Genomic DNA, 14,677 nt, shown 5'->3' on the forward strand with positions numbered 1-14,677 from the left:
CAGGGGACCGGTGCGAGTACGCCGAGTTCTCACCTTCATCCGCGAGCGGCGCGGAGTCTTGACCGTCCGATCCATCCGGGGCGCTTACATTGGATCCATGGATCTCAGCGTCTGCTTTCTCGGTACCGGTGCCACCTCTCCGACCCGCACGCGCGGGCTGACCTCCTGCCTGGTCATGCGCGGCTCGGACCGCGTGCTGGTGGACTGCGGAGAAGGAACCCAGCGGGCGCTGCTGCTGGCCGAGGTCAGCCAGGCGATGATCCCATTGGTCCTCCTCACCCACGGCCACTCGGATCACTACATGGGCCTGCCGGGGCTGCTGAAGGGTTGGAGCGCCCAGGGCCGCCGGGATCCGCTCGAGATCTACGGCCCTCCCGGTACCTGGCAGCTGGTGCGGGCGATGACCGGCTTCATCGGTCCCCTGCGCTACGACCTGGAGATCCGCGAGATCACCCGCGGGGAGGCGATCCTGCGCGACGGCTACCGGATCGATCCGGTAGCCACCCACCACCGGATCTCAAGCCTCGGCTGGGCCTTCGTCGAGGATGGGCGCCCTGGGCGCTTCGACGCCGAGCGGGCGCGTGCCCTCGGTGTGGCCGAGGGCCCCGAACTCGGTCGGCTGGCGCGCGGGGAGACGCTCACGCTCGCCGGTGGAGCCGAGATCGACGGAGCCGATCTGATCGGTCCCCCGCGGCCCGGGCGCCGCGTCGTCGTCTCCGGCGACACCACGCCCTGCGAGACCCTCGAGCGGGCCGCCACGGGGGCGGACCTGCTGGTGATGGAGGCCACCTTCCTCGAGGCGGATGCGGCGCTGGCCGACAAGGCTGCGCACAGCACGGCCCTCCAGGCCGGCGCCCTCGCCCGGCGGGCCGGCGTGCGCTCACTCGCGCTCACTCACATCTCCTCGCGCTACGAGACGATCGAGGTCCTCTCAGAGGCACGCCGCGAGTTCCCCGAGGCGATCATCCCGGATGACTATGACCGCATCAGCGTCACCCACCGCGACTGAAGGCGGAGAAAGCCGGCGTTGGGGCGTCCTGCTCCTGGATGATCGCCACCTATGAGACTCGACATCGACTACGGCGGGACCCGACCGGTCGCCTGGGGAGCATTGTCACAGCGTGATCTGAAGCAGTTCATCTCGGACTTCGAGACGCCAGGAGCCCCGGCGGGTTACACGACGGTGCTGAGCTGGATGTGCATCGAGGGCAACCCGATCCTGCGCAGCTTCGGCGAGACCCTGTGCGTTCGGCGGGCCGTGGCGTCCCCGCCGAAGGCACAGGTCCGGGCGTCGTTGACCCCGATCGGCAACGGCGGCGTCAACCTCATCTGTGAGGTTACGATCGAAGCCCTCCGGGTGCTGGAGAAGGGGGCGGAGTCCATGGCCTCGGATTCGGACGGCGGTCCCGTGGAGTTCCGCATGCCCCCGGCGCTCCTGGGCGGCATGGGGGCGGGTGGCTGGAGCGTCGGCATCAAGGTCGAGCGCGATGACTTCCACGCGCTCTGCGGAACCCACGGCCCGGTCTGGACCGCGGCTCACACCGCGGCTCTCGGCGAGCGCGAATAGATGCGTCGTCGCCTCATCATCATCGGCCTCAGCTTCCTCGGCGCGCTCCTGCTGATGATCGGCCTCGCGCGCATCGGAGGCGGGGAGAGCGGTCCGGCGATCGGCCCCGCGCTCACCGTACTCGACGGGGTGCCCCAGGCGGGAACGGTGCTCGGCGGCGATTCGACGCTCCAGATCACCGAGTACATCGATCTGCTCTGCGACCCGTGCGCGCTCCAGAGCGAGACCGTGATCCCCGACCTGATCCGCGAGCGGGTCGCCCGGGGTGACGTGGCCGTGGAGCGGCTCGTGCTCGCGCGAAGCGGTCAGGAGTCCCGTGCGCTCGCCCTCGCCTCCTACGCCGCCGGAGAGCAGGGTCGGCTCTGGCACTTCACCGAGGCTTGGCTGGCGGCCCGGCGCGCCGGCACCGCCGAGGTCAGCGTGCCCGGGATCTATGCCATCGCCGAGCTGTCAGGGCTCGACCTCGAACGCTTCGCTGCCGACCTCGCCCGGGGCCAGGAGCGGCTGAACGACCTCGCGTCGGCGGATCAGAGGGCTGCGGCTGACAAGATCACCCTCACACCGGCTTTCGTCGTTCGCGGCCAGGGTGGCGAGGTCGTGCTGAACGGCATCCAGGACACCGCAGCGATCGACAGGGCGATCGCCGAGGTGGCCGGGCCCTAGCCGTCACTATCAAGATGCCGGCAGCTGCGAGGGGGCCGCTGCCATCATCGCCCGCATGTCCCGCACCCTGCTCAACGCATCCTTCCTGATCGGCCTCGGCGGCCTCATCCTCGGCGCGATCGTCGGCCTCCCGGGCGTCATCCTTCTCGCGTTCGTCGCGGTGGCGGTCGTCTCCCTGGCCCTCACCTTCGTCCAGCTGCGGCGCGACGGCCGGCTCGGCAACGAGATCGAGCGTCTCGGCGACGGGGACTGACATGACGGGCACCTGGACAGCGGGGACTCCTCACCTCGCGGCGGTCAGCTGAGCATGCCCGCGGGCCGGTTCGCGGAGAAGACCAGCGTGACGAGCGACCGCTCGAGGTCTGAGATCGAGAGGACTCTTCGCCGCTACGGGGCGAGCGGGTTCGCCTACTCGTGGGAGGAAGCCGGCGCGCGGATCATGTTCCGGATCGGCGATCGGACCATCCGCTTCACGATGGACCTGCCCCAGATCGAGGAGTTCGGGCACACCCCGACAGGGAAGGTCCGCGCGCCAGCGGTCGCCCGCGTCGCGCTCGAGCAGGCCGAGCGTCAGCGGTGGCGGGCGCTGGCACTGGTGATCAAGGCCAAGCTCGAGGCGGTCACCAGCGGCATCACCACGATCGAGGATGAGTTCCTGGCCTGGACGGTCCTCTCCGACGGCTCGACCGTCTCGGAGCGCATCCAGGGACAGCTCGAGAGCGGGGGCGCACTCCAGCTGGGTTCGGGGCTCTAGGCCTAGAGCAGGGTGTCGAGCCAGGTGGCGGTCAGGGCCGGCTCCCAGCCGATCCTCTGCATCGTCGCCAGGACCGCAGCGCGCATGTCGAGCCCATCGAGGAAGCCAGCGATCTGCGGGGCCAGACGCGAGAGCAGGTCGGCGTCCGCGCAGGCGTTCTCGAGTGCGACCAAAGCGAAGCGGCCGGCAGCGGGCGCATCGCCACGCTGACCGTGGAGGAGCGCCATCCCGAACAGGGCCTCCGGGCTACCCGGCACGCAGACCAGAGCCGCCCGGTAGGCCGCTTCGGCGCCGTCGAGCTGATCGAGGTCCATGAGGGCATCCGCCCAGAGACAGTAGGCAGGGGCGCGTTCCTGCGGATCACCGCAGAGGGCGACCGAGCTGGCCAGCCGGATCGCTGCCTTGGGGCGTCCGCCGCGTAGCTCGTCCTCCGCGAGGACGAGGGGGTGTTGTTCGGAGTCCCAGAAGCTCCCGAGCTCGCGCGCGAGGCCGTGGAGGGGTGCCCCCTCGGGGACCGCTCCCTGATGTTCGGGGTCGTTGAGCCACGCGGAGAAGTCGTCGGGGTCGTCGTACATGGGGGCGACGCTAGGCGTCGGGGCGCTCCCGCTCGCCCGCTTCTCGCTCCCGCCGTTCCCCAAGACGAAAAGGCGGTGTCGCTGAACGCCGGCTCCTAGCCTCGATCGGATGAGACACCCCCTGCCCATCGCCCTCGCGGTCCTTGCCGCTGCAGCCTCGCCGGCGATGGCGGCGCCTCCGGTGATCTCCACCAGCACACCCGCCGCGGACATCATCACCGCGTCCGGTGCGGTCCCGGTCTCGGTGACAGCATCCGGCGCGCTCTGCGCCCGGCTCGAGGTCCGCGACGGCGCAGGGACGTCGGTCTCGACCGCGGACCTCGTCGCGGCCGGCGCCGATCGCTTCGACGGCGCGGTCAGCCTTCCGGCCGACGGGCGCTACTCGCTGACCTTCCGGGCCACCACGAACGCCGGCTGCGACTACACGGTGCCCTCGGATGGCGCCTCCCGGCGGGTGGACATCACCGTCGACTCCACGGCCCCCTCCCCCTTCTCGATCTCGAACCCGCTGATCAGCTCCCCCAGCGGCTCCGGCCAGGCGGTGATCGGACGCGGTGCCTCGGTCGAGCTCGCGTGGGACCGCCCCGCCGACACGGGGACCGGCGTCGCGCACTACGAGGTAGTCGTCTCCGGCACCGAGCGTGTCCGGACCGCCGCCACCCGCGCCTTCCTGCCGCTCGCCGGGGTCGCGAACCTCTCACCCCTCCAGATCATCGCGGTGGACAACGCCGGCAACAGGCGCGCCATCTCCCCGAACCTCTCGCTGGTCATCGACAACGCGGGTCCGGGGATCACGTGGCTCGAGCCGTCCGCCCGCTGGCTTCGCGGCAACGTGAACCTGCGGGTCCGGGCGCGTGAGGATGGCCTCGGCTCCGGCCTGGCCCGGGTCGGATACACGACCCGGACCGTCCTACCGGGAGGCGCCGTCCCCTCGGCCAACATCGGCGAGGTGTCCGACATCGACCCCGACGTCGATGTCGACTCCGCACGCGTCCCATGGAACACCAAGACCTTCGCCACCCGGGACGGTCGCTACGAGCTGACGGCCTTCGCCCTCGACCGGGCGGGGAACCTCTCGCTCGCCAAGCGGGTCGTGTTCATCGACAACACCGCCCCGCGCTTCACCACCCGAAAGCGCGCCTTCACCCTGCGCGCCAAGGGCACGGCGACGCTCGCCATCCGGGTGCAGGACAAGCTCGCGCCGAACCTGCGTGTCTCCTGGGTCGTGCGCAAGGCCGGCTCGCGCAAGAACTTCCTGGTCTCCCGCGAGAAGCTCGTCCGGGACTCCGGGACCCAGCGCCTGCGGGTGCCGGTCGGGCGTCTCGCCCCGGGTGCCTACCGGCTGACGCTCCAGGTCAAGGACCTCGCCGGGAACTTCACCACGCGCGCCTACGTGCTCCGCCTGCGCTAGCGAGCGAGATCCCGGCGCCTGGTCGATCGGCGCACGCACCCTCGGTGCATGCTGATCACCTTCGAAGGCTCAGACGGCGCCGGTAAGAGCACCCAGGTCGCCCTCCTCGCCGAGCATCTCGAGGACCGCGGCGTCTCCTGCCTCAAGCTGCGCGAGCCGGGTGGGACCCGGGTCGGCGAGCAGATCCGCGCGCTGCTGATCGACCCGGACCTGACGCTGGACCCCCTCACGGAGCTGATGCTCTTCTCCGCGGCGCGGGCGGAGCTCGTCTCGAATGTCATCACCCCGGCCCTCGCTCTCGGCCAGGTCGTCATCCTCGACCGCTTCATCCACTCGACCATCGCCTACCAGGGCTACGGCCGGGCTCTCGGCCATGACGTCGCCGCCGAGGCCTGCCGGCTTGCGACCAGTGGCCTCGAGCCGGACCTGACGGTCCTCCTCGACATCAGCGAGCAGGAGCGCACCGCCCGCATCGGCATCTCCGGACGGGACCGGATCGAGAGTTCCGGGATCGAGTTCTATGCGCGCGTCCGCGAGGCCTACCTTCGCCTCGCCTCCACCGATCCGGACCGCTTCCTCGTCCTCGACGCCACGAGCTCCCCGCGCGCCATCGCCGCCGCCGTCAGCGCGCGCGTCGACGAGCTGCGCGACGCCACGACCCGGTGAGTGGCCACTCGGCGCTGATCGACCACGATCGAGCCATCGGAACGCGGGTCCTCGGCTGCGATGAGGCCGGCCGCGGCTGCCTCGCCGGCCCCCTCAGCGTCGCGGCCGTGCTCATCGACCACCGACACCTCGGCACGGCCGACCTCAGGATCATCGCCGAGGTGGACGACTCCAAGCGCCTCAGCGCGAAGAGGCGCGGCGCCCTCTACCCCGAGATCCTCCGGATCGCCGATCGCGTCGTCGTCCTCCACGCCTGCGCGGCGACCATCGACGCCCGCGGCCTTCACCGCACCAACGTGTCGCTGATGATCCGCGCACTCGCCCTCGGAGGTGAGGACGTCGATGCCCGCCTGGTCGACGGCTTCGCACTCGGGCCCTCCGCGCCGGAGCACCGGCGGCTGGTCCGCGGAGACTCCCTGTCTGCATCAATCGCCTGCGCGTCCGTGATCGCCAAGGTCAGCCGCGACCGCGTGATGGAGGCCCTCTCGCGCCGCCACCCGGGCTACGGGTTCGAGATCCACGCCGGCTATCCGACCCGAGCCCACACGCAGGCCCTCGCGGATCTCGGCCCGAGCACTGCCCATCGCCTCAGCTTCAAGGGGGTGGCACAGAGCGCCAAAGGCGTCAGTTCTGATGCACTTCCGAGATCCGGCGCATTGTCAGTGTAACAACCGCTGGCGTGGCCCTCCCCTCTCCCCTCAGGCCCCAGCACTCATAGTCCGCGGACCCCGCCATCGGGGTCCGCGGCATGTTACGGACCGATGAGCGCCCGAACCACCGATGTCAGTGGGAGTGGCGAGAAGCGGGAAGCAGCGGAGGTCCGCTGTTAGCGTCGCGCCCATGATCTTCTGGCAGCGCGCATACAAGTACATCAGTGCGCGCCGTAAGGGATCGCGCGGGTATCTGTTCCTCTGCGCCCTGTTCGGCACGGCTCTCGGTGGACTGATCGCTGTCAGTGCCGTCCTGATGCCGATCGTCTACGTCACCTCGGCAATCATCCGCGCGCCGGTGATGAGTCAGATCATCTCGTTCACCTGTGATGTGCCCCTGGCCGGTGCCCTGGTCGGCGATTCGACGTGCGATCTCGTCGATGCCGGTCAGCGGCTGGTGGACAAGTCCGAGGAGATCGGTCTGAACGCGACCATCCGCGCCTACTTCGACTGCGCCAACAACCCGCCCTCATACCGTGAAGCCGGGCTCTGCGACCCGAACGCCCTCGCCCAGCGCGAGGGCGGCGCGATCCCGCCCGACCGCGGCTGGCTGATCCCGATCTTCGTGGCCGCCGGCCAGGAGCACGACGTCCCTTGGCAGGTGGTCGCCGCGATCGCGGGCGCCCGCTCGAACTTCGGTGATGAGAACTGCTCGACCGGCGGCCGCAGCGGCGGCTTCATGAGCGTCACCCGCAAGGAGTGGGACCGCTTCGGCTACGACGCCGGCTCCACCGACGTCTCGTTCTCCGGGGCCGGCGAGGGGTGCTGGGAGCTGAAGACGATCGAGGAGGTCAAGGAGGACGACGACAACGCCCGGATCTCGAGCTACGAGCCGGACGGCATCGTCGACGCACGGGACCCGGTCGACGCCATCTTCAGCTACGCCGCCCTTCTGTCGGCCAACGGCGCCCGGGGTGCGAAGGAGTGGCGCTACAACGGCGACGCCGCGAACGGCTGCCCCGTGGACGAGTCGCTCGACGGCGAGATCTTCCCGGCGCCGATCGGCACCAGCACCACCGTCGGCGGCGGCTTCAACGGCACGGGCCCGGCGACCTACCCGGGCGATGAGGCGCCGATCGAGCAGCGCGCGGCGTGGATGGCCGCCAAGGCCGCCGCGGCCGGCTTCCCGCCTGAGCTCCCGGTGATGGCGGCCTTGGTCGAGACCGGTGGGCTGATCAAGAACATCGGCTACGGCCACGCCGACTCGGTCGGATTCTTCCAGATGCGGACGAGCATCTGGGACAGCGGTGCCTACGCCGGCTACCCCCAGAACCCCGAGCTCCAGATCCAGTGGTTCGTCGATCAGGCCAAGGCCGTCAAGGCGAAGCCCCAGTGGGTCAACGTGGACCTCGTCCCCTCCAATTACGGCGAGTTCATCGCCGACGTGGAGCGGCCCGCCGCCCAGTACCGAGGTCGCTACCAGACCCAGCTCGCCCGGGCGCAGGAGCTGCTCGCCGGCGCCGGATCGACCCCGGTCGCCGGGCCTGGCGTCGATGGCGGGACGGCGCTGCCGGGGACCTACTCGTTCCCGGTCAACGGCGCGAGCAACTACACCAACGACTGGGGCGCGGCACGCTCTGACGGCCGCGGTGGCCACAAGGGCACCGACATCTTCGCCGCCCGCGGGACGCCGGTGGTCGCCGTCACCGACGGTCGCCTGCGCCAGGTCGGCTCGAACACGCTCGGTGGCAAGCGCCTCTGGCTCGTCGGCCAGGGGAGCCTCGAGTTCTACTACGCCCACCTCGACAGCTTCGCCCCGATCTCAAAGGACGGGGCCCAGGTGAAGCGCGGCCAGATCCTCGGCTATGTCGGCAACACCGGCAACGCCGTCTCGACCCCGCCCCACCTCCACTTCGAGGTCCACCCGACCGGCTACGACTCGGCGATCAACCCTTTCCCGCACCTCTCCAGCTGGGAGCAGGGGGCGGCCTCGGGCGGCTCGGGTGGGTCTGGCGGCTCGGGTGGCTCGATCTCCGTGCCGAGCACGCCGACCTCCGGCGGGTCGACGGTCTCGCCCGTGAGCGCCGCCTACCTGTCCAAGTACCTCGAGCGCAAGCGCGCCCAGTCGCCCCTGCTGCCCCACATCGACTTCATCGTCTCCGAGAGCCAGAAGGCCGGAGTCGACCCGAGGATGGTCCTGGCGATCGCCGGCGCCGAGAGCCAGTTCGCGACCGACTCCTCGAACGCCGCCTCGCTCAAGAACGCCTGGGGCCTGGGTCCCCATCGTCAGTACGAGACCTGGGAGGCCGGCATCCAGTCGCTCCTGCGGACCCTCGTGAACTACCGCAAGGACGGCCTCGACACCATCCCCGAGATCCAGGCGCGCTACTGCCCCGTGGGCGCCGCGAACGACCCGACCGGCCTGAACGGCAACTGGCTCGGCAACGTCACCGCGCTCTACACCGAGATGGGTGGCGACCCGACCAAGCCCGTCCACACCGGCGGCGGAGATGACTACACCAGCCAGGCGGGGACGGGCGGCTCGGGGTCCACCCCGGCCTCCGGCGGCCCCTACAGCGGCCGCATGCCGACTGACAAGGTCTCAAAGGCGGTCCGGGTCCGTTACGGGGAGCAGGAGAAGCACACCGCCTGCTACGTGGCCTCGGTCCACCAGTGGTACGACGCGATCCGCAACGGCGTCTCGGCGAGCTCCTCGACCGGGGGCAACGGCGGGCCGCTCCTCCAGCAGTTCATGTCGCTCGCGCGGGCCCAGATCGGCAAGCCCTACATCTGGGGCGCCGCCGGCGCCGAGAGCTTCGATTGCTCGGGGCTGCCCAGCTGGATCTTCGGCCAGATCGGAAAGCCCCTGCCCGCCGGCGGCCGCTGGATCACCTACACCTTCGATGACGCCGCCCAGACGCACCCGGGCGAGTGGGAGGAAGGCACTGACTGGTCCCAGATCCGCGAGGGCGACCTGGTGCTCTCCAACGGCGGCGGGCACATGGTGATCTACGCCGGCGACAACAAGTACCTCCACGCCTCCGGCGGTCAGGCCTGCCCCTCCTCGGGCATGCGATGCCGGGTCGTCCTGGACGACGGGTTCGATCAGTACAGCTCGCGGATCAAGTGGGTCCGCTACAAGCCCTTCTGGGAGGGGAATCAGAACGTCTCAGGCGGGGCGCAGCAGGTCGCCGCGGCCGACGAGGACACCGTCTGGGTCCAGGCCGGGCACAGCGCACCGCGCGAGCCGGGCTATGCGGCGCAGACCGGTGCTCCTGGTGAGGAGGCCTTCAACACCGCGGTCACCCAGAAGGTGATCTCCAAGCTCACAGCGCGCGGCATCGACGCCCGCCCGATGCAGGGCATGGTCGACCCGATGAACGCACCAGGGCTCGCCTTCGTCAGCATCCACCATGACGTCGCCGACAGCTCCGGGCGAGGCTTCGCGGCCTACGCCCTCGCCGGCGCCTCTGAGAACTACTACGCCGGCGACGGCGTCGGCACCGCCCGCGACACCCCGGTGCCGGGCGCCGTCCCCCACCGCACGCCCGCGACGACCGTCTCGCCGAGCGTCGAGGCCAACTCCCGAGCCCTCGCCCGCGAGGTCGACCGGCGCATGCGCGGGATCGGAGCCCCGGACTGGACGGGCCTCGGCAACAAGAACAAGGCCAACGACCGTCGCGCCATGCGCTACTACGGCTTCTACCGCACCCGGGCGGAGGCCCGCGTGCTGATTGAGGCCGGCCGCGGCGGCACCTCCTTCGTGACGGGCGCCCAGAGCCAGGACCGGATCGCCACCGCCGTCTCGAACGCCATCGCGACCTACGCCGAGTCCAAGCAGGACTGATGAACTCGGCGAGAACCGAGCCCTCGATCAGCTCATCGGCCGATCATCCAGATCGATGAACGACGAGCCGCCTGCGATCCGCTCCCCCCGCACGGGGAGCCCGAGACCTGCCACGAACCGTGCGCCCAAGCGCCCGCGGCGTCGCCCTGGTCGTGGCACGGTCATCGCCCTGGGCACTCTCGCCCTGCTGAGCGCCGTCGTCATGCTCTCCCGGGGTGGGGGGTCTGACCCCATGCCCACGGAGACGGTCGCCGAGCAGCCGGTCGCCCCGGTCCCCACCGCGCCCGACGAGCCGGCGGTCGTGGTGCCGGATCCTCGACCCGGTAACGAGCCCTCCCCGCCCCGGGCGACGCCCGCCGAGCCGGAGCCCCCGGCGCCTGCGCCCCGCCCCGCGCGCCCCCGTCCCCGGGTGATCTCCTCGGTCGCCGACCTCTTCCCCACCGGCCGCCCTGTGGTCGAGTTCCGCACGGTGAGCTGGCCCGACCGTGAGCGGGTGGCCGAGAACGCCGTCGTCGCGGGACAGGCGATCCTCTCCTCGAACGGCCGCAACGCCGCGGCGCTGGTCAAGATCCTCCGCCCGCGGATGGCCCCGAACACGCTCAAGAGCTTCCGCGACCTCGCCGCCAACGGCGACGCCGCACCGAAGGGGGTCACGCTGAAGGTCAAGATCCTCAGCGCGAGCCTGCAGCGCGACCCCCAGACGGGGGCCCGCTCGGCGCTCCTGGTCTACCAGCGCGGTGCTGACCGCGACCCGGCGACCGGCGTCCTGCGGCTCGAGTTCGCCCCCAACGAGTCCGTCGTGACCAACTTCAGCATCTCGCCGCTCCAGTCGGGCTCGGCGCCCTAAGGCGTCGAGGGGACGACCCCGCGAGCCAGGCAGGTCATGCACCAGTCGAAGACGTAGCCGCCACCCTCGGACTTCACGAGGGTCTTACGCTGGTTCCAGCAGGTGGGGCAGAAGTGGCAGTCCGGCTCGCTCAGGGGAGCGGGCGCCGCGCTCGAGCGACCTCTGACATCGGCCTTGTATTCATCCCAGGTCTCGAAGAAGACCGGGATGCCATCGCTGACGTTCTTCACACTCGGCATGGTGTCGCTCGATGCCTCCGCTCGTGAGCAGACAGTGGCACGCCGTCTCAGCCTCGCGCTGTCTTTCGCTTCTCGGATCGCTGACAGGCGGAAGATCACCTGCGACTCACTGGCCGGGTCCTAGGGTGTGACCACGATGAGGCCGCGGACATGAACAAGGGACTGAGAATCGTCCTGAAGAAGGGCGCGCTCGGCCTCGCCGTGATCATCGGCCTGGCGCTGGCGATCTCCTTCGGTGTGCGCCAGTTCGTCGATGACCCGGTCCGCTCCGATCTGATCCCCTCCCGGGAGGTCGACCTGCAGGGGGAGCGCAACGAAGGTGGGGCCGGCTTCGATCTCTTCGTGCCTGAATCCCGGATCCCGCGCGGCCTGGAGGAGGAGCTCGACGCGCCTATCCTGACCCTGATCGCCGAACGACAGGCCGAGCCGCTCACGCCCGTCGCGGTGTCCGCGACCACCCTCGACGAGCTCTCGGAGACCGCGCGGGGGTTCCTCTCCGCCTCCGAGACCTTCACCCCGGGCCAGGACCCGTCGGCCTACCAGGCGGCGCTCGCGCGCTGGAGCGCCACGAACCGGATCTCGACGGTCGCCGCGCGCACCGACAGCCACCAGTACTCCGGCATCGGACTCTGCTCGTCCTGCGTGACGGGCTCCGAGGCCACGACCATGATCGACCCGCGCTACTACCTCTCGGTGCGGCGCATCGACGATGGGAGCGCCTACGTCACGACCCAGCTGATCGTCCAGTACTCCGGGGTCGGGTCCCCGTGGAACGGCCGCCTGTTCCGGCGTAGCTACGCCCTGATCATGCTCCGCCAGTCCGACCGGTGGGTCGTCGCCCGCGCCGCCTCCGAGACCCTCGATGAGGTCCGCCAGGGCTGAGCGCGTAAATGGCGGCCGACGGGGACGCCCGTTGCTAGTCATGAGCCATGACCTGTCTGTCGCGCCTGCGCTCCCGTGATGGAGCGGTCTTCGTGGTGTCGCTGGCCTTCCTGGTCGGCTTGCTCGCACTCGCGGCGATGGTCGCCCAGGTGACCGGGTCGGACCGGATCGCGAGCATCAACCTGGTCAACGCCGCGCAGGTCGACCTCAGCACCGGCGCCGCCGTCGAGGATGCGGTCGCCTGGCTCGACGCGCAGTCCGGCGTCGCGGAGGGCTCGATGGCGGCGACGCTCACGGCGCGTTCCGCGGCGAGCGCGCCGGGTCCGCGCTCCGGGGTGATCGGTCGCTCCTGCTTCGACTGGTGGGTCGAGGCCTACAACCCCTCGACCCGGTCAACGGTCATCCACGGGCGCTCCTACTCACCCGGTCTGATCACCGGCGCCGGATGCGTCAAGGACTCCGAGCAGATCTCCGGAGGAGCCGAGTACATCTCCACCGCGCGCCGGCAGACCGACAACACCTTCCGGATCACATCGCGGCGGGTCGTGCGCCTGAGCTGACGCCCGGGTCCGGGTGGCTCCTGAGAACCACCCATGCGCTCGGCGTAAGTGCTACATCGAGGTCAGGATGACCTGTCTGAAGAATAAGTGCCGCTCGACCCTGGCGGTCATGCTGCTCTCCCTCGTCGCCCTCGGCGCCTACATGGTGGGCCCCTCGGTCCCGCGGGCGGACGGCTACGTCTACATCACCGGCGCCAACGCCGACGGCTCGCTGTTCTGCAACGGCGGCGGCTGGGCAGGCGTGACGGTGGCAGGTGGCAACGCGGTCATGCAGGCAACGATCTTCGCCAACTCACAGGTCGGCGGCAGCTGCCGTTGGGAGTCGGCGATGGGCAACACCGGCTTCGGCACCCGCGGCCACGCGCTCGAGGCGAGCTACTGGCGCAACTACGGTGACTACCAGTTCCTCTACCGGATCGAGGCCCAGCTGCGGGATGGTAACGGCGGTCTCCACTGGATCCCGATCAACGACCAGAGCTACGGCACCGTCGGCAACGGGAACCTGCGGATCGACTACATCCCGGGGACGATCAACCTCCAGTTCCCCCGCTTCTGGCACAACGGTTCCGGCGAGCCGCGCCTCTACCAGCGCGCCGTCCGCGCTGGCAACCTGAAGTTCTGGATCGATGACTTCCACGGCCCGACCGCGGGAGTGCGAAGCGGCTTCTCGGGCGGGACCTTCGAGTGCCTCGATGGCACGTTCACCTCATTCAACGGCAACAACTGGTGCTCGGGTCGCTCGCGCTTCCACTGGACGAGCGGCGACAACGCGCTCGGGCGCGGTGGCAGCTCCCTCTGGATCGGTCGAAGCGGCCATCAGGCCGGCGGTCTCATGGTCGCGGGCTACGGGGACCTGCCCGACGGCAACCACTCCTGGGACGGCAGCTTGGGCTACCCCGGTTCGGGCTGCCACAACTTCCAGGCCGACCGCGCCGGCACCGGCCACGCGACGACAAGCACCCAGTTCGGCGCCAGCATCTGCCTGGACCAGGACAATCCGGGCGCGCCGTCTGCATTCGGTGACTCCGCGGCGAGCAACGGCGCCTGGACCAACGTCGCCGTCCCGGTCTCCGTCAGCGCCAGCGCCACCGACGTCGGCTCCGGCGTCCGCGACTACGAGTGGAGCGTCAGCTCCTCCTCGACCGGCTTCTCCGGCAACCAGGTGATCAACAACGAGGGTTCGACCCTCGTGAACGCCCGCGCGCGCGACGGCGTCTACCGCATCGGCCCCTGGGGTCCGGGCTACTGGGTCAACATCGACCGCACCGGCCCGACCGCCCCCGGCGCCGGATCGCAGACCACCACCTCCTTCACGCAGAACAACGTCACGGTCACCTCGGGGGCGGCGACCGACCCGGTTCCGGCCGGCGTCAACGCGGTCTCCGGGATCGATCCCTCCGGCTACCAGTACCAGACCCGCCACTCGGTGGACCCGGACACGATCGGCTACGGAGCCTGGTCGGGCTGGACCTCGGGTAACAGCGTCGCGGTCTCCCAGGAGGGCCACACCGAGGTCCGCTTCCGCGCCCGCGACATCGCCGGCAACACCGGCGTCGAGGGCCCGGTCCGCACGGTCCGGATCGACCGCACCGCGCCGGGCGCCCCGCAGGCCCCGACCTCTGACGCGATCACCGAGTGGGAGGACGGCGGCGACGCATCGATCATCACCGGCCCGGCCCAGGACAACATCGGCGGATCGGGTATCGGGAGCTACCAGTACCAGGTCAGCAACGACGGCAGCTTCACGGGTCTCCCGGTCCAGACCGGCGACAGCGTCGAGGTCCCGCCGGGCAACTGGTTCGTCCGCTTCCGCGCCGTGGACAACGTCGGCCTCACGGGCCCCTGGGGTCAGCCCTCACAGTTCACCTGGGCCCGCCAGCCCGGCGTCCGTCGCGCATGGGGGATCGACATCGACTCCGCCCGCTGCTACTTCCCGACCTCACAGGCTCCCGGGGGCATCGGGTGCGAGGACGGCGGTCTGAACTGGTTCAAGCGCCTGGCGAACTGAGCGGACCC

Annotated in this window: 15 protein-coding genes; 13 read left to right on the forward strand and 2 right to left on the reverse strand. The window is 70.3% G+C overall.

From position 1 onward, the window contains the following. The first annotated feature begins 97 nt into the window (after positions 1-97). The 5 genes from IU369_RS22290 (at position 98) to IU369_RS22310 (ending at position 2,984) form a co-directional block, all read left to right on the forward strand. Positions 98-1,009, forward strand: coding sequence for a ribonuclease Z (locus tag IU369_RS22290; protein ID WP_217924635.1), 912 nt, complete (start codon positions 98-100; stop codon positions 1,007-1,009). 51 nt (positions 1,010-1,060) lie between these two features. Beyond that, positions 1,061-1,567: a hypothetical protein gene (locus IU369_RS22295; protein WP_217924636.1), complete on the forward strand. Its 507-nt coding sequence runs from the start codon at positions 1,061-1,063 to the stop codon at positions 1,565-1,567. After that, positions 1,568-2,230, forward strand: a complete 663-nt coding sequence (locus tag IU369_RS22300; protein ID WP_217924637.1) for a DsbA family protein — start codon at positions 1,568-1,570, stop codon at positions 2,228-2,230. A gap of 55 nt (positions 2,231-2,285) precedes the next feature. Next, positions 2,286-2,483, forward strand: coding sequence for a hypothetical protein (locus IU369_RS22305; RefSeq protein ID WP_217924638.1), 198 nt, complete (start codon positions 2,286-2,288; stop codon positions 2,481-2,483). Between the two features lie 87 nt (positions 2,484-2,570). Beyond that, complete coding sequence (locus IU369_RS22310; protein ID WP_246551636.1) at positions 2,571-2,984, forward strand: hypothetical protein; 414 nt, start codon at positions 2,571-2,573, stop codon at positions 2,982-2,984. A 2-nt stretch (positions 2,985-2,986) separates the two neighbouring features. Here the strand turns inward: IU369_RS22310 and IU369_RS22315 are convergent, their stop codons facing one another. Next, positions 2,987-3,559, reverse strand: coding sequence for a tetratricopeptide repeat protein (locus tag IU369_RS22315; RefSeq protein WP_217924639.1), 573 nt, complete (start codon positions 3,557-3,559; stop codon positions 2,987-2,989). A 109-nt stretch (positions 3,560-3,668) separates the two neighbouring features. Here IU369_RS22315 and IU369_RS22320 point away from each other — a divergent pair, with 109 nt between their 5' ends. From IU369_RS22320 to IU369_RS22340, 5 genes are all read left to right on the forward strand, one after another. Beyond that, positions 3,669-4,970, forward strand: coding sequence for a hypothetical protein (locus IU369_RS22320; RefSeq protein WP_217924640.1), 1,302 nt, complete (start codon positions 3,669-3,671; stop codon positions 4,968-4,970). A gap of 48 nt (positions 4,971-5,018) precedes the next feature. Beyond that, positions 5,019-5,636 (forward strand): dTMP kinase, encoded by a 618-nt coding sequence (gene tmk, locus IU369_RS22325; RefSeq protein ID WP_217924641.1) that lies wholly within the window; start codon positions 5,019-5,021, stop codon positions 5,634-5,636. Then, complete coding sequence (locus IU369_RS22330) at positions 5,633-6,304, forward strand: ribonuclease HII (protein ID WP_217924642.1); 672 nt, start codon at positions 5,633-5,635, stop codon at positions 6,302-6,304. The genes tmk and IU369_RS22330 overlap by 4 nt, the downstream gene beginning before the upstream one ends. 172 nt (positions 6,305-6,476) lie before the next feature. Then, positions 6,477-10,133, forward strand: a complete 3,657-nt coding sequence (locus IU369_RS23710) for a peptidoglycan DD-metalloendopeptidase family protein (RefSeq protein ID WP_217924643.1) — start codon at positions 6,477-6,479, stop codon at positions 10,131-10,133. A 232-nt stretch (positions 10,134-10,365) separates the two neighbouring features. Next, a complete protein-coding gene (locus tag IU369_RS22340; RefSeq protein ID WP_217924644.1) occupies positions 10,366-10,980 on the forward strand; it encodes a hypothetical protein in 615 nt (204 codons plus the stop codon). Here IU369_RS22340 and IU369_RS22345 read toward each other — a convergent pair. Next, on the reverse strand, positions 10,977-11,210 hold the full coding sequence (locus IU369_RS22345) for a hypothetical protein (protein WP_217924645.1): 234 nt from the start codon (positions 11,208-11,210) through the stop codon (positions 10,977-10,979). The two genes, IU369_RS22340 and IU369_RS22345, sit on opposite strands and share 4 nt — an antisense overlap. Positions 11,211-11,369: 159 nt before the next feature. Here IU369_RS22345 and IU369_RS22350 point away from each other — a divergent pair, with 159 nt between their 5' ends. From IU369_RS22350 to IU369_RS22360, 3 genes are all read left to right on the forward strand, one after another. Then, entirely contained in the window at positions 11,370-12,101 is a 732-nt protein-coding gene (locus tag IU369_RS22350) for a hypothetical protein (RefSeq protein WP_217924646.1), read from the forward strand. A gap of 47 nt (positions 12,102-12,148) precedes the next feature. Next, positions 12,149-12,661, forward strand: a complete 513-nt coding sequence (locus IU369_RS22355; RefSeq protein WP_217924647.1) for a hypothetical protein — start codon at positions 12,149-12,151, stop codon at positions 12,659-12,661. A gap of 67 nt (positions 12,662-12,728) precedes the next feature. Then, positions 12,729-14,669 carry a hypothetical protein gene (locus IU369_RS22360; protein ID WP_217924648.1) on the forward strand — a complete coding sequence of 647 codons (1,941 nt, stop codon included), beginning with the start codon at positions 12,729-12,731 and terminating at the stop codon, positions 14,667-14,669. Positions 14,670-14,677 lie beyond the last annotated feature (8 nt).

The sequence above is a fragment of the Miltoncostaea oceani genome (genome assembly GCF_018141545.1).
GTDB lineage: Bacteria > Actinomycetota > Thermoleophilia > Miltoncostaeales > Miltoncostaeaceae > Miltoncostaea > Miltoncostaea oceani.

Coding starts and splice junctions, on each gene's coding strand:
- IU369_RS22290 (WP_217924635.1), top strand. CDS start 98: ATGGATCTCAGCGTCTGCTTTCTCGGTACCGGTGCCACCTCTCCGACC.
- IU369_RS22295 (WP_217924636.1), top strand. CDS start 1,061: ATGAGACTCGACATCGACTACGGCGGGACCCGACCGGTCGCCTGGGGA.
- IU369_RS22300 (WP_217924637.1), top strand. CDS start 1,568: ATGCGTCGTCGCCTCATCATCATCGGCCTCAGCTTCCTCGGCGCGCTC.
- IU369_RS22305 (WP_217924638.1), top strand. CDS start 2,286: ATGTCCCGCACCCTGCTCAACGCATCCTTCCTGATCGGCCTCGGCGGC.
- IU369_RS22315 (WP_217924639.1), bottom strand. CDS start 3,559: ATGTACGACGACCCCGACGACTTCTCCGCGTGGCTCAACGACCCCGAA.
- IU369_RS22320 (WP_217924640.1), top strand. CDS start 3,669: ATGAGACACCCCCTGCCCATCGCCCTCGCGGTCCTTGCCGCTGCAGCC.
- tmk (WP_217924641.1), top strand. CDS start 5,019: ATGCTGATCACCTTCGAAGGCTCAGACGGCGCCGGTAAGAGCACCCAG.
- IU369_RS23710 (WP_217924643.1), top strand. CDS start 6,477: ATGATCTTCTGGCAGCGCGCATACAAGTACATCAGTGCGCGCCGTAAG.
- IU369_RS22340 (WP_217924644.1), top strand. CDS start 10,366: ATGCCCACGGAGACGGTCGCCGAGCAGCCGGTCGCCCCGGTCCCCACC.
- IU369_RS22350 (WP_217924646.1), top strand. CDS start 11,370: ATGAACAAGGGACTGAGAATCGTCCTGAAGAAGGGCGCGCTCGGCCTC.
- IU369_RS22355 (WP_217924647.1), top strand. CDS start 12,149: ATGACCTGTCTGTCGCGCCTGCGCTCCCGTGATGGAGCGGTCTTCGTG.
- IU369_RS22360 (WP_217924648.1), top strand. CDS start 12,729: ATGACCTGTCTGAAGAATAAGTGCCGCTCGACCCTGGCGGTCATGCTG.